General features: G+C 39.3%; 20 protein-coding genes. 4 read left to right on the top strand and 16 right to left on the bottom strand.

All coding sequences use genetic code 11. The features are described 5' to 3' along the window. Positions 1–58 precede the first annotated feature (58 nt). The 5 genes from LV92_RS18205 to msrB form a co-directional block, all read right to left on the bottom strand. Positions 59–316, bottom strand: coding sequence for a peptide methionine sulfoxide reductase (locus LV92_RS18205; protein WP_111625026.1), 258 nt, complete (start codon positions 314–316; stop codon positions 59–61). 28 nt (positions 317–344) lie between these two features. Beyond that, positions 345–1913: a protein adenylyltransferase SelO gene (locus tag LV92_RS18200; protein ID WP_111625025.1), complete on the bottom strand. Its 1569-nt coding sequence runs from the start codon at positions 1911–1913 to the stop codon at positions 345–347. Between the two features lie 7 nt (positions 1914–1920). Further along, positions 1921–2190 carry a GNAT family N-acetyltransferase gene (locus LV92_RS18195; protein ID WP_111625024.1) on the bottom strand — a complete coding sequence of 90 codons (270 nt, stop codon included), beginning with the start codon at positions 2188–2190 and terminating at the stop codon, positions 1921–1923. 209 nt (positions 2191–2399) lie between these two features. Beyond that, a complete protein-coding gene (msrA, locus tag LV92_RS18185; protein WP_111625022.1) occupies positions 2400–2951 on the bottom strand; it encodes a peptide-methionine (S)-S-oxide reductase MsrA in 552 nt (183 codons plus the stop codon). Further along, entirely contained in the window at positions 2941–3405 is a 465-nt protein-coding gene (gene msrB, locus LV92_RS18180) for a peptide-methionine (R)-S-oxide reductase MsrB (protein WP_111625088.1), read from the bottom strand. Before msrB ends, msrA begins: the two co-directional genes overlap by 11 nt. 192 nt (positions 3406–3597) lie before the next feature. Here msrB and LV92_RS18175 point away from each other — a divergent pair, with 192 nt between their 5' ends. Beyond that, complete coding sequence (locus LV92_RS18175) at positions 3598–4410, top strand: DNA/RNA non-specific endonuclease (protein WP_111625021.1); 813 nt, start codon at positions 3598–3600, stop codon at positions 4408–4410. Here LV92_RS18175 and rodA read toward each other — a convergent pair. The 7 genes from rodA to LV92_RS18140 all read right to left on the bottom strand — a co-directional run bounded on the left by rodA (position 4407) and on the right by LV92_RS18140 (position 12144). After that, on the bottom strand, positions 4407–5690 hold the full coding sequence (gene rodA, locus LV92_RS18170) for a rod shape-determining protein RodA (RefSeq protein WP_111625087.1): 1284 nt from the start codon (positions 5688–5690) through the stop codon (positions 4407–4409). The two genes, LV92_RS18175 and rodA, sit on opposite strands and share 4 nt — an antisense overlap. After that, complete coding sequence (locus LV92_RS18165; protein ID WP_111625020.1) at positions 5680–7548, bottom strand: peptidoglycan D,D-transpeptidase FtsI family protein; 1869 nt, start codon at positions 7546–7548, stop codon at positions 5680–5682. The genes rodA and LV92_RS18165 overlap by 11 nt, the downstream gene beginning before the upstream one ends. Then, positions 7545–8054 (bottom strand): rod shape-determining protein MreD, encoded by a 510-nt coding sequence (mreD, locus tag LV92_RS18160; protein ID WP_111625019.1) that lies wholly within the window; start codon positions 8052–8054, stop codon positions 7545–7547. The genes LV92_RS18165 and mreD overlap by 4 nt, the downstream gene beginning before the upstream one ends. Next, on the bottom strand, positions 8041–8862 hold the full coding sequence (gene mreC, locus LV92_RS18155) for a rod shape-determining protein MreC (protein ID WP_111625018.1): 822 nt from the start codon (positions 8860–8862) through the stop codon (positions 8041–8043). Before mreC ends, mreD begins: the two co-directional genes overlap by 14 nt. Positions 8863–8981: 119 nt before the next feature. Next, positions 8982–10010 carry a rod shape-determining protein gene (locus tag LV92_RS18150; protein ID WP_069858480.1) on the bottom strand — a complete coding sequence of 343 codons (1029 nt, stop codon included), beginning with the start codon at positions 10008–10010 and terminating at the stop codon, positions 8982–8984. Positions 10011–10065: 55 nt separating this feature from the next. Next, positions 10066–11598, bottom strand: a complete 1533-nt coding sequence (gene purH / locus LV92_RS18145; RefSeq protein WP_111625017.1) for a bifunctional phosphoribosylaminoimidazolecarboxamide formyltransferase/IMP cyclohydrolase — start codon at positions 11596–11598, stop codon at positions 10066–10068. Positions 11599–11691: 93 nt separating this feature from the next. Further along, complete coding sequence (locus LV92_RS18140; RefSeq protein WP_111625016.1) at positions 11692–12144, bottom strand: GAF domain-containing protein; 453 nt, start codon at positions 12142–12144, stop codon at positions 11692–11694. 161 nt (positions 12145–12305) lie between these two features. Between LV92_RS18140 and LV92_RS18135 the strand changes: the two genes are divergently transcribed. The 3 genes from LV92_RS18135 (at position 12306) to LV92_RS18125 (ending at position 15441) form a co-directional block, all read left to right on the top strand. Further along, the gene (locus tag LV92_RS18135; protein ID WP_111625015.1) at positions 12306–12722 is read left to right on the top strand and encodes an HYC_CC_PP family protein; all 417 of its coding nucleotides are present in this window, start codon (positions 12306–12308) and stop codon (positions 12720–12722) included. Positions 12723–12854: 132 nt separating this feature from the next. Next, positions 12855–15044, top strand: a complete 2190-nt coding sequence (locus LV92_RS18130) for a TonB-dependent receptor (protein ID WP_111625014.1) — start codon at positions 12855–12857, stop codon at positions 15042–15044. A 40-nt stretch (positions 15045–15084) separates the two neighbouring features. Continuing rightward, positions 15085–15441 (top strand): heavy-metal-associated domain-containing protein, encoded by a 357-nt coding sequence (locus LV92_RS18125; protein WP_111625013.1) that lies wholly within the window; start codon positions 15085–15087, stop codon positions 15439–15441. Between the two features lie 88 nt (positions 15442–15529). On the opposite strand, the gene groL is transcribed toward LV92_RS18125, so the two are convergent. The 4 genes from groL to LV92_RS18105 all read right to left on the bottom strand — a co-directional run bounded on the left by groL (position 15530) and on the right by LV92_RS18105 (position 18989). Beyond that, the gene (gene groL, locus LV92_RS18120; RefSeq protein WP_111625012.1) at positions 15530–17164 is read right to left on the bottom strand and encodes a chaperonin GroEL; all 1635 of its coding nucleotides are present in this window, start codon (positions 17162–17164) and stop codon (positions 15530–15532) included. 102 nt (positions 17165–17266) lie between these two features. Continuing rightward, positions 17267–17545, bottom strand: a complete 279-nt coding sequence (locus tag LV92_RS18115) for a co-chaperone GroES (RefSeq protein WP_072860635.1) — start codon at positions 17543–17545, stop codon at positions 17267–17269. A 142-nt stretch (positions 17546–17687) separates the two neighbouring features. Then, positions 17688–18056: a preprotein translocase subunit SecG gene (gene secG, locus LV92_RS18110; protein ID WP_111625011.1), complete on the bottom strand. Its 369-nt coding sequence runs from the start codon at positions 18054–18056 to the stop codon at positions 17688–17690. A 3-nt stretch (positions 18057–18059) separates the two neighbouring features. Then, positions 18060–18989: a hypothetical protein gene (locus LV92_RS18105; protein ID WP_111625010.1), complete on the bottom strand. Its 930-nt coding sequence runs from the start codon at positions 18987–18989 to the stop codon at positions 18060–18062. Positions 18990–18992: the final 3 nt, after the last annotated feature.

Genomic DNA, 18992 nt, shown 5'->3' with positions numbered 1-18992 from the left:
AATCATAATAAATTAAAACCTGCTCTATGAGCAGGTTTTTTTATGAATTACCCTATTGTTATTCTGATTGCAATAAGTGGTAATTGTATAAAAAATCGATCACTTTTTCGGCCGGCATTTCACAAGGTTTTAATTTCTCCCCCTTTTTCGAAATATAAAAGTTAAAACTGATGAAATCCTTGCCGCCCAGTTCCTCTGCATATACTTTGGTGCTCCTTCCTTCATTAAAATCGGTTCGGGTAAGGGCATATTTTTTGCCAAGGAATAGCGCGCTAGAGTAACCCAATGGGATTCCTTTTATTTTTTCTAATAGCATTTGCCTTTGAGTTAATGGTGCTCCTGGTCTATGAACTACAGGAGAGCATGGAACAACCTACTTTGTGCCTGGCCCATTCCGGTCTCTTCGCAAACCATTTTTCAGCCTGCGTTTGTTCTTGATACGGATTTTTTAATAATTGAAAAAATTCATCCAATAAGGAGTAACCCCCTTTATCTGCATCATCTATGGCCAATTGTGCCATGTAATTTCTCAGAACATATTTTGGGTTTACATCGTTCATTTTTTCCGCTCTCTGCCTGTCGCTTATACTTTCTTTTTGCAATCTATTTTTATAATCGGTAAACCATAACTTCCATTTTTCCAGGATATCTCCCTTCACTTCTTCTCCTGCGTAAAATGCATCCATTACTGGATCCAAAAAGTCTTCATTTGTAGGACTATCCTTGGGAATGCGGCTTATATTTCTAAAAAATATGGTCATGTCCGTTTCGGTCAATTGTAAGTTGTCTTCCAATCTGCCCAAAAGCTCTGAGTCATTTTCGTCGGATTTGAAAAGACCAATTTTAGATTTCATCATCGAGAGATATTTTGTGGAATAATTATTACGGTATTCCATTAATATGTCTTCAAGCGCTTTGGTATCTTCTATTAAAGGGAAGAGGGCATTTGCCAATTGATAAAGATTCCAAAGGCCAATGTTTATTTGATTCCCATATCTATAGCGTTTATACTGTCGGTCTGTGGTATTGGGGGTCCAACCTTCTTCGTAACCCTCAAGCCATCCATAGGGGCCGTAATCTATAGTGAGACCAAGAATGGACATATTATCGGTATTCATTACCCCGTGTACAAAGCCTACCCGTTGCCAGTGTATGATCATATCAAGGGTATTGTTTGTGACCTCCCTGAAAAATTGTAGATAAGCTTCCTTTGTACCTTCTTTTATATGGGGAAAGAAATGCTTTATAGTATAATCCGAGAGTGTTTTTAAATTTTTTTTATCCTGTCTTGCAGAAAAAATTTCAAAATTTCCAAAGCGTAAAAAAGTGGGTGCCACCCTGCACACCACGGCTCCCTTTTCGTATTCAGGGTTGCCATTGTACAGCACATCCCTTAGTACCTGGTCTCCTGTGAGCGCTAGGGAAAGAGCTCTGGTAGTAGGCACTCTCAAGTGGTACATGGCTTCACTGCACAAGTATTCCCTGATAGAGGAACGCAATACCGCCAGTCCATCGGCAGTTCTGGAATAGGGAGTTTCCCCGGCACCCTTAAGTTGTAGCGCCCATTTTTTATTATTGTGGGTAACTTCAAATAAATTAATGGCACGGCCATCTCCCAGTTGTCCTGCCCAGTTACCAAATTGGTGACCTCCGTAGCACATGGCATAGGGATTGGTGCCCGGTAGTACCGAGTTTCCACTAAAAATATTTTTGAACTCCTCGGACTTGAGATCGTCTTCAGTTAGCCCCAGATCCTTGGCCAATTCATTCGAGGTATGGATTATGCTCGGTTTTGAGGTTGATTTTGGTGCAACAAAAGAGAAACACGCCTGCATGACCTGTCTTCTGGTATTTTCATGGACAGGGTCGGCGGGGAGTTCAGTATTAAAGGTGTCCTTAATATTGAGGTTCATAGGGTGTTTATTCAATTATCGAGTTCCATTTTTCACTTCTCCTGGCAACAGCCTTTATGTAGGAGCACACGGCAACCGCCTTATACCCCTCTTTTGTCAATTGTTCAAAGGTGCCTTCCACTAGTTCCTTACCATATCCTTTTCCCCTAAGTTTTATAGGTACCTCCGAATAGGTCAAATACATTTTATCATCCCTCAACTGGTATTCCACTATGGCAATTTCGCCATTAATAGCCATGGTAAATCTACTGTTATCTTTTTCGTGCTGTACTGTCAAATTAAATGTATTTATGTTGTTGCGAATTATTTACTCCCTGTAAAGTTTGATGGGCTATATTTCCAAATAAGTCGGAATTGGTTTTTATTACCACTTGTTTCGGATAAATACGGAATATGCCAAAATTAAATATAAGCCTTAAGTTATCTGCTTTGTAGGATGCCCTTGTAATTATTCCCAAACCAGCCAATTACAAGAGTTAGGTTTTCCTAAACTTTTGTTTTTTTAATTTTATCTGCATGCATTTTCCTCAGCTTGCTTAGTTTTGGGGAAATAACGGCGCTGCAGTAGCCTTGAGACTGATTGTTTCTATAATAATCCTGGTGATATTCCTCTGCTTCATAAAAGGTTTCCAAAGGACTTATTTCCGTAACAATGGCTTGCTCGTAATATGGTGCAACTTCCTTAAGGACCAACCCGGCAATTTCTTTTTGGGTGTCATTGTGATAGTATACTACAGATCGATATTGTGTACCTACATCTGCTCCCTGTCTATTTAAGGTGGTAGGGTCATGGGTGGTCATAAAAATGACCAAAATGTCCTCATAGGAGATGATATTGGCGTCATATGTTATTTGTACCACTTCCGCATGTCCTGTTAGACCGGAACAAACCTCCCTATAAGTTGGCTTGCCCGGAGCATTTCCACCAGTATATCCTGAAATTACCTTTTGTACACCATTGACTTCTTGGAAAATGGCTTCTACACACCAAAAGCATCCACCTCCTACGGTAGCTGTTTCTATTTTTTTACTGCTCATCTGATACCCTTTCTTTAACTATTTTCATAGATTCTGAATTAATACAATAACGCAAGCCACTGGGTTCTGGTCCGTCCGGAAACACATGTCCCAAATGGGCATCACAGGTATTGCACATTACTTCTACCCTTACCATACCAAAAGAAGTGTCCTTGTGGTACTTAATGGCGTTTTCATTTATGGGCTGTGTAAAACTTGGCCAGCCGGTGCCCGAATTAAATTTTATGGTCGAATCGAATAAGGGGGTTTCGCAACATATACAACTGTATTTCCCCGCCTCATGGCTACTACATAGCGCACCGCTATGTGGTGCTTCGGTACCCTTGTTTCTTGTAATCCTAAATTGTTCGGGAGTTAGTAGTTCTCGCCATTCCTCTTCTGTTTTTTCCACTCTTTTATCGGGTAGTGGGTTTCCCTTAACACTGTAATTAATAATATCTTTCCAAGTCAGCATGTATATTTTCCTTTCTTTTTTATTATTTATGTAGTAATCGGTATTGTATAAAATATATGTCTTTGGCGGCATAGGGAGTGTTAAAAAAGATTTTGCCATCAACATTTTTGTACTAGAAATTGGTCGTACAAAAAGACCAATACTTACACCTAAGGAAATTCCCAAATGGTAGTTTTAATCTATATTTACACTATGAATAAATATAGGAAAAATAGGATAATTTATACTACCCTGTTGTTGGTTTGTGTGGTCCTATTTTGGATATTCGAGAATTTTTATACTCCTGCCTCTTATTCCTTACCTGAAGGGGAGGGGCGAAGGACAGAAATTCCTCAATGGTTATGGCCTAGTTCCACCACTGGTGAAATAGTGCAGCACGCCCATTTTGCCCTATCCTATAACGAAGCTTATGAACAGGCAGAGTGGGTGGCCTATGTTTTGGAGAAATCCCATTTAACCAATGATGATAGGAAAAGACCACTTTTTATTGAGGATCCTATGGTGAGCAGTAAATCGGCAGATTGGAGGAACTATAAAGGTTCTGGATATGATAGGGGCCATTTGTGTCCGGCAGGGGATCGTAGATTCTCTAAAAACGCCTATAATGAAACTTTTTATACAAGCAATATTACTCCACAGGATAGGGTTTTTAACGCAGGAGTCTGGAATAGGTTGGAGCAACAGATTAGATATTGGGCCAGAAAGGACGGACCATTATTTGTTGTCACTGCGGGAGTTTTGGAAGGAGGCTTGCCTAGTATAGGCGAGGAGGATGTGGCCGTTCCAAAATACTTTTATAAAATCGTGGCTAAAGGGCAGGGGGATAATCTAAAGATTATAGGATTTCTTTTTCCCAACAAGGAAGATACCAGAAAATTAAATCAATTCGTGGTCCCTGTGGATTCCCTTGAAAAAATGACGGGAATCGATTTCTTTCCTAATTTGCCAGATAATCAAGAAGATTTTTTGGAAGCCAACATAAGTACTGGCGGTTGGAAATTTTAAGTCAGTTCATTTAGTCTATTGGCATCCAATTTAAGGAAAATGAACAATAATGCCGTAAAAAACAATAAACCTGAACCTCCATAACTAAAAAAGGGCAGTGGTATTCCAATGGTGGGCAGAACTCCTGTAACCATACCTATATTTATGAAATAATGTACAAACAATATGGAGATGACCCCATAACCGTACATACGGCTAAAGTCGTTTTTTTGGCGCTCGGATAAGTAGACCAGCCGTAATAGCAAGGTGGTAAAAAGAATGACAACTGTAGCGGTACCCATAAATCCCCATTCCTCGCCAACGGTGCTAAATATGTAATCTGTATGTTGTTCGGGGACAAAATCGCCTTTGGTGCGTGTTCCTTCCAAAAATCCTTTACCGGATAATCCGCCCGATTCAATGGCTTTTTCAGATTGATAGGTATTGTAGCCTATGTCCTTACGGATCTCTTCCAATTTCTTGGGGTCCTTTTCCAATCGAAGCCAAAGACTGAAACGATCCCTATGCCTTTGTTCAAAAACGGAATTAAAAACAAAATTGACCGAAAGGGAGAATAGAACAATAGCCACATAAATCAGGATAACCGGTATTATAGGTACCTTGAAAGAAGGCTTTTTTAACAAGAGGAACAAGGCCAATAATAGCCCAAGGATTATGCCTACCCAAATAGTACCGAACATCAAGGTTAAAATAAATATTAGAATTACCATAAACCCTATTCCAAGATAGTATAGGGGAAGACCTTCCCTAAAAATTACAAAGATTAAGGCAAAGAAGACTAGGGCACTTCCTGGATCTGGCTGGGGAATGATCAGGAATGCGGGAATCAATATAATTAAAATGGCAATCATTTGGTCCTTCTGCCGCTTTATATCTGTCTGTATATCACTTAAATATTTTGCCAGGGCAAGTGCGGTGGCAACTTTGGCAAATTCTGAGGGTTGTAGGTTAAAAAAACCGAGGTCGTACCAAGAGGTCGCCCCAGCAATGGTCTTGCCAAATATAAAAAGACCCAAGAGCAATACTATGGATATAATGTAAAACAGACTGGAAAATCGTTCGTAGAAATTGGCTTCCAGAGCCAGGATAATAATAATGGATACGGCACTTGTTCCTATAAAAAATAATTGTTTTCCATGTAATGAGGAAAAATTGAATATGGACGGGTTGTCGTCTGTAAAGGTGCTGGAATAAATATTTATCCAACCGATAAAAACTAGGGAAATGTAAATTAGAACGCTAAACCAATCCAGGCGCTTAAGGACACTTTTACCAGACACGCTCATTTATTTTAAAGGGTTCTCCGCTATAAGGCTTGGCATATTCTGCTTCCAATGTTTTTTCTAGCATTCTTTTTTCCAAGTCGACCCGGGTTATTTCGCCTTTTAAATATTTTTCAATCATTAGGGAGGCAATGTGACCGGCAAAACGTGATCCAAAGTATCCGTTCTCAATGTACACGGCAATGGCTATTTTTGGATTGTCCACGGGTGCAAAGGCAACAAAAACAGAGTTGTCCGTGAGTTGGGTACGTTCCCCATTGATTCTTGTGAAGTTTTCTACCGTTCCTGTTTTACCGGCAATTTCAATTCCCTCTATTTGAAGCCTTGCAGCCGTACCTTTTTTGTATACTTCGGCCATTCCCTGTACAACCGGTTCAAAATATTTTTTATCAATAGTGGTATGTTTGGCTTCAGTGAATTCCGGGATACTGATATCATCAGCTCCAATTTTTTTAAGTACATGTGGTGTAAAGTAATGTCCTCTGTTGGCAATGGCAGCGGTCATGTTGGCCAGTTGAATAGGGGTAACCTCTACTTCTCCCTGGCCTATGGAATTGGATATTATGGTAGATGAGGACCATCTGTTTTCCCCATAAATTCGGTTGTAATATTCCTTGTTGGGTATTCGTCCCGGTCTTCCAGTGGGTAGGTCATATCCCAAAAAAGTTCCTAGACCAAAACTTTTTACATGTTTTTCCCATGCATCCATACCTTCTGCAGAAGTTGGAAATTGGTCATATATTTTGCGAAAAACCCCAGCAAAATAGGCATTGCAGGATAGGTATATACCAGAATTTAAATTTCGTGTCCCTCCTCCGCAATGGCAGCCTCTTTTCCTTTTGCCAACATAGAAACCGTTGTAGCAATGAAAAGTAGTTTCGGGCGTAATGGCACCTTCTTGAAGTGCAACAAGGGCGTTTATGGTCTTAAATGGCGATCCAGGGGATTGAGAGGCCAAGATGGAACGGTCAAAGGTGGGCTTTGAAATGGTATCATAATGTAATTTGCTGTAATTCCTTGATCTTTCCCTACCCACTAATAGGGCTGGGTCATAGGTTGGACCGGAAATTAAGGCCAATATCTCACCGGAGGCCGGTTCTAAAGCTACTATTCCCCCATGTTTTCCAGTCATCAACTTTTCCCCGTATTCCTGAAGAATTTTATCTATGGTGACGGTTATTTGTTTCCCCTGTTCTGGAAGAGTGTCCAAGGATCCAGACTTATATGGGCCAATATCCCTGTTAAATCGGTCTTTTTGGATATGTTTTACGCCTTTTCGACCTCTTAGAATGGTCTCGTATTCTTTTTCAATACCGGTAGTTCCCTTTAATTCTCCCGCAGCGTAGGATGGGTTTCTTTCTAGATCCCATTCGTTAACTTCGCTGATGTATCCCAAAACGTTGGCGCCACTGTTGGTATCGTAGTATCGGAGTGATCTTTTTTGAATATAGAAACCTTCAAATCTGCGCATTTTTTCCTGAAGCCTTCCGTAGTCCTCTTTGGATAGCTGAGGTACCAAAACAGAGGGAAGTCTAGGGGAATAGACCCTGGCTTTCTTTAGTTGGGACACAAACCTTTCTTTGTCAATTCCCAATAGGTTGCAAAATTCAAGGGTGTCCAATGGTTTTACCTCCCTTGGAATAACCATAACGTCATAGGCAGGTTGGTTTGCTACCAGAAGTTCCCCATTTCTATCATATATATAACCCCTTTCCGGATAATCATAAACTGCTTTTATAGCCGGATCTTCCAATATTTGATTCGGGGAAAAACTAAATATCTGTAGATAGGACAATCTGCCGATAAATGTTATTCCGACCAATAATATAATGGAGGATAATAGGATTTTTCTCATTCTTTTTTTACACTAAAAAGGGAACTTAATAATAAGCACAGTATTAAGGTGGCTATACTGATAGTTAAAACTTTCTGCAAAATTAACAGTGTATTTTCAAAACTGAAAATTTCTAGGGTAAAGAAAACTAAATGGTGTATTATAATTAATAACGTTAAAAATGTAATTTGTTGTGCCCTAGTGGTGTTGGTTAGTTTAAAATTTTGAAATTCATAATTCACCCCAAAGCAAAAGCGCATTATGGTTGGTCTTAAATAGGCAATGGTAACGGTGGCTGCTGCATGAATGGCAACGGTGTCCGAAAATAAATCTATTAAGAAACCAAGGAGAAAACTTAACAGTAGAAACAATTGTCTTTTTTCCTTAATGGGATACCAATAGAGAAATAAAATATACACCATTGGATTTATATATCCAAAAAAATTGAGCTTATTAAAAACCAATACCTGCACCAAAATTAATAGTACAAATCTAATTATGTTAATAAAGTAGCTATTGCGAATCATTATTGGTCTTGGCTTCTAATTCTATTATTTCCTCCCGTTGTACGTTTTCTATGATGTAAATGCTCCTAACTGCGGCCATGTTGTTAAAGAGCTTAATGTCTATACTATATGAGCTTTGGGAATTGTTCAGATCAAAATTCTTGATGATCCCTATAGGAATATTTTCAGGAAAGATGCTGGAACTGGCACCCGTAACTATGGTGTCACCAATTTTTATAGGTACCAATCTTTCAACGTCGGCCAGTTGTACGGTGTTATAGTCCTTTGTGTCCCAAACCAATGAACCGTAATGGTTGGTGTTCTTGATTTTTGCGTTGATCCTGGATTTGGTATTCAGAATACTCTGTACCGTTGCAAAATTTTTGGATGTATTTTCTACTATTCCAAGGATCCCATTGGCAGTTATAACTCCCATATCGGGTTTTATACCATCTGCACTTCCTTTCTTGATCGTAATATAGTTTCTAGGCAGGCTATAACTGTTCTTGATTACTTGGGAAGCTAATACCCTGTAAGTAATATTGGTCGTGTCCAATTGCATGGAATCTTCCTTTTTTTGGTTAAAAAGAAGGTTCCGCAATCGTTTATTTTCCTCTACTAATTTTTTATTTTCCTCACCTAGACCAAAATAGGTGGTTATATTGCTCGTGGTCTCATAGATATTTCCTGTTAGCCAGTTCGAGGAATTAAAGTATTTGGAACGGTGATAGGAATGGGATTGTACGGTAAGCGCCAAAGATATAATCAACAGGAAAAGATAGAGCAAGAAATTTTTATATCTTAATATAAAGTTGATAATCTGCCGCATTCACTTAAATTGTTTTGTAAAACCTTAATTGGGCAAATACCCAGTAAGGAATTAAGGCCTGTTAGCTATTTGAAACCTATTAAAACGGTATTGCCGATTGTCGTAGAGTATTAAATAAACTATTTAATTAAAATACTCTTATATCGCTCCAAGTTTTTTAAAGCAATACCGGTACCCCTTACAACTGCCCTTAGTGGATCTTCCGCTATATATACCGGCAAATCTGTTTTTTGGGACAAACGTCTGTCAAGTCCCCTTAACATGGATCCACCACCAGCTAAATAAATACCTGTATTATAGATATCCGCTGCCAGTTCGGGAGGTGTTTGTGAAAGGGTTTCCATAACGGCATCCTCTACCCTTAGAATGGATTTATCCAAGGCCTTGGCTATTTCTCGGTAGGAAATGGATACTTGTTTTGGTTTACCCGTTAGTAGATCTCTACCTTGAACGGACATTTCGTCCGGAGGGGTCTGTAAATCTTCTGTAGCGGATCCAATGGTAATCTTTATATTCTCTGCGGTACTCTCCCCAACATAAAGGTTGTGTTGCGTACGCATGTAATAAATAATGTCGTTTGTGAAAACGTCTCCTGCAATCTTGACCGATTTGTCGCAAACAATTCCGCCCAAGGCAATTACTGCAATTTCGGTTGTACCACCCCCTATATCAACGATCATGTTCCCTTTGGGTTGCATTATATCCAAGCCGATACCAATAGCAGCTGCCATTGGCTCATGAATAAGATAGACCTCTTTTCCGTTAACACGCTCAGCGGACTCCTTAACGGCACGCATTTCAACCTCTGTAATTCCCGAAGGGATACAGATCACCATTCTCAATGCCGGTGGAAACCACTTTTTCTTTAACGCAGGTATGTTCTTGATGAACATATTGATCATCTTTTCAGAGGCATCAAAATCTGCAATAACCCCGTCCTTCAATGGACGTATGGTCTTTATATTTTCATGGGTCTTTCCTTGCATCATATTGGCTTCCTTGCCAACGGCAATTATTTTTCCACTTATTCTGTCCCTAGCTACAATAGATGGACTGTCTACCACCACTTTGTCGTTGTGAATGATGAGGGTGTTGGCAGTACCTAAGTCTATTGCAATCTCCTCGGTTAAGAAATCAAAGAATCCCATTATATGTTGTTATATTTCGGTTTAAATGTCAGTTTGATCGTTAAAAGTAATAAAATTAATGTTTAAAATGACGTGTGCCGGTCATTACCATTGCAATTCCATTTTCATTACAATAATCGATGCTAAGTTGATCCTTGATGGAACCTCCAGGCTGTATAACGCTGGTTACTCCACTTTTATGCGCAATTTCTACACAATCTGGAAATGGAAAGAAGGCATCACTGGCCAATACAGCTCCATTTAGATCAAAATTGAAGGACTGTGCTTTGTGGATAGCTTGGTTTAGGGCATCTACACGAGAAGTTTGGCCTGTTCCACTGGCGCACAACTGTTTGTTTTTAGCAAGAACAATGGTGTTACTTTTGGTGTGTTTACACAATTTTGAAGCAAAGATCAAATCTTCCAGTTCCCTATCTGTAGGTTTTTTATTGGTAGCATTGGTAAGGTCGGAAATTTTATCGGTCTTTTCATCTTTTTCCTGAACTAAAACTCCGTTTAAACAAGTTCTGACCGTCGTTTTCGGAAGGTCAACTTCATTCTGTACCAGAATGATTCTATTTTTCTTGCCTTTTAAGATGTCCAGGGCCACTGGGGTGTAGCTAGGGGCAATTACCACTTCGCAAAATAGATTGTGTATTTCTTCGGCCGTAGGTTTGTCTATTTCAACATTGCTGATCAATATTCCGCCAAAAGCAGAAACAGGATCCCCTGCCAAGGCATCAACATAGGCCTGATGAATTGTAGGCCTGGTTGCAAGACCACAGGCATTATTATGTTTTAATATGGCGAAGGTGGGGGCATCGTCCTTAAATTCTTGTATAAGGTTAACCGCGGCATCCACATCCAACAAATTGTTATAGGAAAGTTCCTTTCCGTGAAGTTTGTTGAACATCGCATCGAAATCACCAAAGAAAAATCCTTTTTGATGGGGATTTTCACCATAGCGCAACACTTGTCCGTTGGTTTCGCTTAATTTAAACGAAGCCTCTTCATGATTCTTGTTGAAATAGTTAAAGATGGCAGAATCGTAATGGGATGATACATTGAAAGATTTTGTAGCAAAACGTCTACGGTCTTCCAAAGTAGTGCTGCCATTTCCTGTGGTAATCATTTCCAGAACTTCATCATAATCGTTCATAGAGGAAACACAAAGCGTATCCTTGTAATTCTTGGCGGCCGCACGTATTAAGGAGATACCGCCTATGTCTATTTTCTCAATAATATCCTGTTCCGAAGCTCCACTGGCAACAGTCTTTTCAAAAGGATAAAGGTCTACAATTACAATATCCAATTGGGGAATTTCAAATTCCTTCAATTGTTCCTGATCACTTTTATTGTCCTGACGGTTCAAAATACCACCAAATACCTTAGGGTGCAATGTTTTAACCCTACCACCCAATATGGACGGATAACTGGTAACGTCCTCCACAGGTACTACATCAATTCCTAAATCCTTAATGAATGTTTCGGTCCCGCCTGTAGAATAGATGGTAATTCCCAATTCATTAAACTTTTTTACCAATGGCTCTAGGCCATCTTTATGAAAAACAGATATTAAGGCTGAGGAAGCTTTTTTAGTGGTACTCATTTTGTTGTGATTGTTGTTATGGATTATAAGGACACAAAAGTAATTTTTTTGTGCTTAAAAATCAGCACGTTTATTAACAATCGCCCTAAAGTTTTAAAGAATTTTGGACACCTCCTGGTTTACGTATTCCAAAAAGTACTCATCCTCTTTGGAAAATGGGTCCGGAGTGTTGGAATCTATGTCGATTTGACCAATATTTACGCCATTTAAAAATAGCGGGATTACTATTTCTGCCTTAACGGTTATACTGCATGCTATATAGTTGTCCTGGGCCATTACATCGGGAACTACGAAGTTTTGGTTGGAGACCGCTACCTGCCCACAAATTCCTTTGCCAAAAGGAATTATGGTGTGGTCTGTAGGTGCTCCGGCATACGGACCCAATTTAAGCTCTTCTTTATCCCCGTTTCTGAAATAGAAACCTACCCAATCGTAATGGGGGACATTCTCTTTTAGCAATTCGCAAATGGCCTGCATTTTTTCGATCTTACTTTTTTCGGGATTGTTTGTAATTGCCGAAACTTTTGGTCTTAATGTGCTAAGCATGTAATAATTTTTTGCAAAAATAGGGCTATTTCCAAATCCTTTGGACCTTCAGCTCTTTAAACTTCCAATCTGTTATTGATTTGGACAATTTTTGCCCTAAATTTTAGTTAATGTTGTAGAAGGAAAATATAGAGTTATAACTTTTGATTATTTTTGCCTTGATGAAAGTAATGATCAATAAAATACTGGCCCTGTTGATGGCATTTTTTATGCTGGTCTCTACAGTTTCCTGGACCGTGGAGAAGCATTTTTGCTTTGGCTCCGTGATCGATATTGCTTTCTTTCATGAAGCGGAAACCTGTGGTATGGAAATACCTTTGTTAAATGATACTACAGACCTGATTAAGGATTTCAATAGTTGCTGCAGTGATGAAATTATTTCGGTTCAGGGACAGGACCAATTAAGTATTTCCTATGATGACCTTAGTTTTGGACAGCAGCATTTTCTGGTGGCCTTTACTTCTTATTATTTAAATTTATTTCAGCCAAGGGAGCAGCGCTATGTTCCCCATGCCGATTATCCACCTCCCATACTGGTCAAAGATATCCATATCTTGGACCAAGTTTTTCTCATTTGATTTTTTTATTGGTAATAGCCTCGGTTTTCCATTTTATGAAATTGGAGAGTCCGATGGTTTTTTGATTTGATCATTATACTAATATTAAAGAAATATCAAGTGAAGAATTTTATTATTTGTATCTTATTATGGATGCCACTTACCACCTTTGCCCAAAACAATATTGAGGGAATGGTTATGGAAAGTAACCCTGAAAATAAACATTTAGGGCTTGCTGGAGCCAATGTATATTGGTTAAATTCCCAAACGGGGACCATTACCAAGACGGACGGAAGCTTTGTAATTCCTTTTAAAAAGGAGTATAACCAACTTGTCATCAGTTATGTGGGGTTTGAGTCGGACACCTTGTTAATTGATACCCCTAGAACTGTAAGTCACTGGTTAAAACCCTCTAATGCGTTGAACGAGGTAGTGGTTCAAAAGAAGCGGGATGCCGTACAGAAATCCTATTTTAGCCCACAGAACGTGGTCACCATAAATAGTGCCGAATTACTAAAAGCGGCCTGTTGTAATCTCTCTGAGAGCTTTGAAACCAATCCTGCCATAGATGTCAACTTTTCGGATGCCTTGACCGGTACAAAGCAAATACAGATGTTGGGACTCACCAGTCCTTATCTATTGATAACCCAAGAGAACATCCCTATGGTACGGGGTGCCTCCCAGGCCTATGGACTTACCTTCACCCCTGGAACTTGGGTGGAAAGTATACAGATTACAAAAGGTGCGGGTAGTGTGGTAAATGGCTACGAAAGTATTTCAGGTCAGATAAATACGGAATTGGTAAAACCTCTAACGGATAAGGCCCTATTTGTTAATGGGTATGCCAATTTGAATGGCAGGTTGGAGTTAAATACCCATTTGAATAAGAAGTTGACGGATAAATGGAGTACAGGGCTTTATCTCCATACCAACCGTAGGGATGCCAAGGAAGATGGTAATGGGGACGGGTTTCTGGATGCTCCCTTGGGCAATCAAATAAACGTTTTGAACAGGTGGCAATACCAAAACCCAATTACGGGTTGGGTAAGTTTTATCAACCTTCGTTTTCTAAATGATGAAAAACAGGTGGGGCAGACAAATTTTGATCCTATTACCGATAAATTCACTACTAATTCATGGGGGGGCGAAATAAATACCAGAAGGTTTGATACTTCTTTAAAATTGGGTTATGTATTTCCGGAGCTACCTTTTCAGAGTCTTGGTTTTCAAACGGCCTACAATATCCACAAACAGGATTCTTATTTTGGCTTTAATGAATATAATATTGATCACGAAAGTATTTATTCCAACCTGCTGTTCAATTCAATAATTGGGGATACCAAGAGCAAATTTAAAACAGGCATTACCTTTGCCTATGATGGTTATGGGGAAATGGTGAATACCCAGGATTTTTCTAGGGTAGACAAATCCATTGGAGCTTTTTTTGAGTATAGTTATGACAATTTAAAGGAATGGAGTTTAACTGCTGGCATAAGAGTGGACAGCCACAATAATTTGGGGACTTTTGTTACACCCAGATTGCATGTGCGCTATATGCCATGGGAAAGAGGGAGTTTCAGGGGGTCTTTTGGCCGTGGAAAACGGGCCGCCAACATCTTTGCAGAAAACCAACAATTATTTGCCTCCTCTAGACAGATAAGGGTTCTAGGGGATAATAGCAGTATTTACGGGTTGAATCCCGAAGATGCCTGGAATTATGGTGCAAGTTATATACAGGGATTTAATTTGTTCGGTAAAACGGGTAACATAACATTGGATTATTACGTTACCAATTTTAAAAATCAAGTGGTGGTGGATTGGGAGAACCCTTTGGAAGTGTCATTTTATAACCTGGAGGGAAAGAGTTTGGCCAAAAGCTTTCAATTTGAAATAAATTATAATGCTTTAAAGAATTTTGAGTTAAGGACGGCTTACAAATTTTATGATGTAGAAACCGATTACTTAAGCGGCACCCTTCAAAAACCGTTGCAGGCCCAACATCGATTTTTTGCCAATCTGGGATATACTACTGTTCCTAAGGAATACGGGTCCCAATGGCGCATGGATTATACGGTGCATACCTTGGGAAGACAGCGTTTGCCATATACCGCCAATAGTTCCGGGGAGCATTCGCCATCCTACAGTTTAATGAACGCACAGCTCACCAAAGTGTTCAACAATAATTTTGAAATATATGTGGGAGGGGAAAATTTGACTAATTTTATGCAGGATAACCCTGTGGTAGGTGCCGAAGACCCTTTTGGTACCAATTTTGATACCACCATGGTGTATGCGCCTATAATGGGCAGGATGTTTTATGCAGGATTTAGATATAAATTATAGTTTTATATAAAAACAATTATTCAACTTAAAGAGTATAGCAATGAAAAATTTAGTTTTAGGAGCCGTGTTTGTCTTTTTAACGGCAGTTGGCTACGGCCAAGAGAAAAATAAGAAAATGAGTTTCGAGGTCAATGGCAAATGTGCCATGTGCAAAGAGAGAATAGAGGAGGCGGCATTAGCTGTAAAAGGGGTTAAATATGCATTATGGGATATTCCGTCCCATCAATTATCGTTGATCATTGATGAACGGAAAACAAATTCGATGGAAATAAAAACCGCCATAGTAGGGGTGGGTCATGACACTAAGGAATTAAAGGCTACGGAAGAGGATTATCAAAGTGTGCACCCTTGCTGCAAGTATCGAGAGGATAATACCGATGATGGGCAGCATCATTAAAAAAACAGTTTTTTAAGACCCTATTAAAAACAAAAAACCGCATTTGGAATTCCAAATGCGGTTTTTTTATTGTTGTAAATTTTAAAACTTACATCATTCCTGGCATACCGCCACCGTGGCCATGTCCGCCGCCAGCAGGAGCTTCCTCTTTAATGTCGGTCAAGGCACATTCAGTAGTCAAGATCATTCCGGCTACAGAAGCTGCATTTTCCAATGCAATTCTGGTCACTTTCGTAGGATCAATAATTCCGGCTTTAATCATATCAACATAGGTTTCTGATTTAGCATCATAACCAAAATCTCCCTTACCGTCCAATACTTTGGCAACTACTACAGATCCTTCTCCACCAGCATTTTCAACAATAGTTCTCAATGGAGATTCTACAGCTCTGGCAACGATTTGAACCCCTGTTTCTTCATCAGCGTTTTCAGCCTTTACTTTCGCAAGAACAGATTTTGCTCTTAACAAAGCAACACCTCCACCGGCAACAATACCTTCTTCAACAGCTGCTCTTGTAGCATGAAGGGCATCATCAACTCTATCTTTTTTCTCTTTCATTTCTACTTCGGAAGCAGCACCAATGTATAGAACAGCAACACCACCGGCTAATTTAGCCAAACGTTCCTGTAATTTTTCCTTGTCGTAATCCGAAGTGGTAGATTCTATTTGGGATTTAATTTGGTTTACCCTTGTCTTAATAGTTTTTGGTGCACCTGAACCGTTTACAATGGTTGTATTATCCTTGTCAATCGTGATTTTCTCACAAGTACCAAGCATATCCAAAGTAGCATTTTCCATAGTAAAGCCTCTTTCTTCAGCTATTACGGTACCACCAGTTAGGATTGCAATATCTTCCAACATTGCCTTTCTTCTGTCTCCAAATCCTGGAGCTTTAACAGCAGCAATTTTTAAAGATCCCCTTAGTTTGTTTACTACTAACGTAGCCAAAGCTTCACCGTCAACATCTTCTGCAATGATCAAAAGAGGCTTTCCTGATTGTGCTACTGGCTCCAATACAGGTAACAAATCCTTCATAGAAGAAATCTTCTTATCATATAATAATATGTAAGGATTTTCTAGATCGGCGGTCATTTTTTCTGAATCGGTAACGAAATACGGAGAAAGATATCCTCTGTCGAATTGCATACCTTCTACAACATCAACGTAAGTTTCTGTCCCTTTGGCTTCTTCTACAGTGATAACGCCTTCTTTACCTACTTTTCCAAAAGCCTGGGCTATAAGTTCACCTATAGTTTCGTCGTTATTGGATGAAATAGCGGCAACTTGTTTGATTTTTTCAGAAGAATCGCCTACTTTTTTGGTTTGTTTGGCCAATTCCGCAACAATCGCTGTTACAGCTTTGTCAATACCTCTTTTAAGATCCATTGGATTGGCGCCTGCAGCAACGTTCTTTAAGCCTTCTTTTACGATAGCTTGAGCAAGAACGGTAGCAGTAGTGGTACCATCACCTGCCAAATCATTGGTTTTGGAAGCAACTTCCTTTACCATTTGGGCACCCATATTCTCAAGAGCGTCCGCTAATTCAATTTCTTTGGCTACGGTTACACCATCTTTGGTAATAGTTGGAGCACCAAATGATTTACTGATGATTACGTTTCTACCTTTAGGTCCTAAAGTTACTTTTACTGCGTTTGCCAATGCATCGACACCTCTTTTTAGGCCGTCCCTTGCATCGATATCAAATTTTATATCTTTTGCCATTTTTTTATTTAATTTATCATTCCAGATAAAACGGAATGAAATTAGTTATACTCTTTAGTTTGTTGTTTGGAATTTTCCCTGTATTGTGGGAAAATAGCAATATTATATAATTGCCAAAATGTCGCTTTCGCGCATCATAAGATATTCGGTACCTTCAAGCTTCAACTCAGTACCAGCATACTTGCCGTATAGCACCGTATCTCCAACTTTAACGGTCACTTTTTCATCTTTTGTACCAGGGCCAACGGCAACTACCTTGCCTTTTTGTGGTTTTTCCTTTGCGGTATCAGGGATGTAAAGACCAGATGCAGTCTTTGTTTCGGCAGCCATAGGTTCTATTAGAACTCTATCTGCTAATGGTTTAATGCTAACTTTAGCCATATTATTTAGATTTTATGTTTTTAAGTTTGATTTTAATAGGCAGAAATTATGCCATTGCCTTAAAACTGACACTTTGTTAAATAAAAATGCCAGCTTGTCACTTAAGCTGGCATTTTTAATATTTTAAATGTGTTTTCTGCTGTTATTGAACACTGTCGGCACTATTTGTACCGTTAGTGGCAGGTGTAGAGATAGGTGTTTCGGGCAAAGCATCCGGTGCAGTTGTTTCAATAGGGTCGCCGTTAAGCAATTTTGAATCGGAATCACTGAAACTTCCCTTTAATGCTACATTGGAAAGCAAAATTAGGACAACCAATATAGTTGCCAATGTCCAGGTGCTCTTATCCAAAAAGTCCCCTGTTTTCTTTACACCTCCTACAACTTGGTTGCCGCTTCCGCCAAAGGAAGAAGACAATCCGCCACCTTTAGGGTTTTGCACCATAATTACGAGCATCAATAGGATGCAAACTAGGATGATCAGTACCAAGAATATTGTAAACGTTGTATTCATTATTTAATTATTTTCTTGTTGTATCTTTTCTACCGCTTTAATTCGGTCTGCAAAGAAACTACTTTTTTCTGGATATTTCAAACTTAAAATTTTGTAGGCCTGTATAGCCTTTTTATACTTCTTTTGTTCCAAATATACTTTGGCCAAAGTGGCCGTCATCAATTCATTTTTATCAAAAGTCAGGGAGTCCTTGATGGTTACTTTTACCGTGTTTTCTTTGGGTACAATTTTGGGGTTTGTTTCAATAAATTTGTCGATCTGATCAAATTTTTTCTTTTTTAGCCTGTCTTCTTTTGGGGTTGATTTCGGCTGCTTATTATGTACTATCTTCTTCGTAGTTTCAGATTCTGACTTCGGTTTGTGGGTCTTTTTAGAAGTTAATTGGAGCCATTCCCCGAATGAATACTTCTCTTTTTTGGTAAAATTCAATGGTTTCCCGATTTCCAGTGTCTCTTCAGCTTTTTTTTTATTCTCCGAAATAGATTTGTCTATTTTCGGGTCTTTCGAGGAAAAAAGTGAGGGGTCCAAAATGTCATCGGCATCCTTTACCGTCCTGGGCAAGGGTTCGTCTTCCGATTCTTCGATCAGGGCACTTTCTTTTTTAAATTCGGAAACGATCTCCTCTGAAATTGTTGGCGTATCATTTAAAGTGGTGGATTTCCCTAAAATAGAATCGGCGATAGTATTTTGTAAAAAATCTATGGAGGTGATAAAATCGAAAAGAATATCCCTGTCCGCCGTGTATGCCGCGGTTAATTTAAGGGCATTGTTGTATTTAAAACTGTTGAGGTTTTTAAGGCCTTTTAGGTGCATGGCCCTGGCTGCCTGGAAATATGGGTACTCGGCCAGTACATCTTCCAGTTGATTGGTCTGCACAGGGGAAACTACTTCATCCGGGTTTTGTAATAAATATGTAAAGTCCTGTACGTTCATAAA

It is taken from the genome of Arenibacter echinorum (assembly GCF_003259375.1).
GTDB classification, from domain to species: Bacteria; Bacteroidota; Bacteroidia; order Flavobacteriales; family Flavobacteriaceae; genus Arenibacter; species Arenibacter echinorum.
The sequence above is the reverse complement of the archived record's forward strand: the minus strand, read 5'-3'. Positions and strand labels throughout refer to the sequence as shown.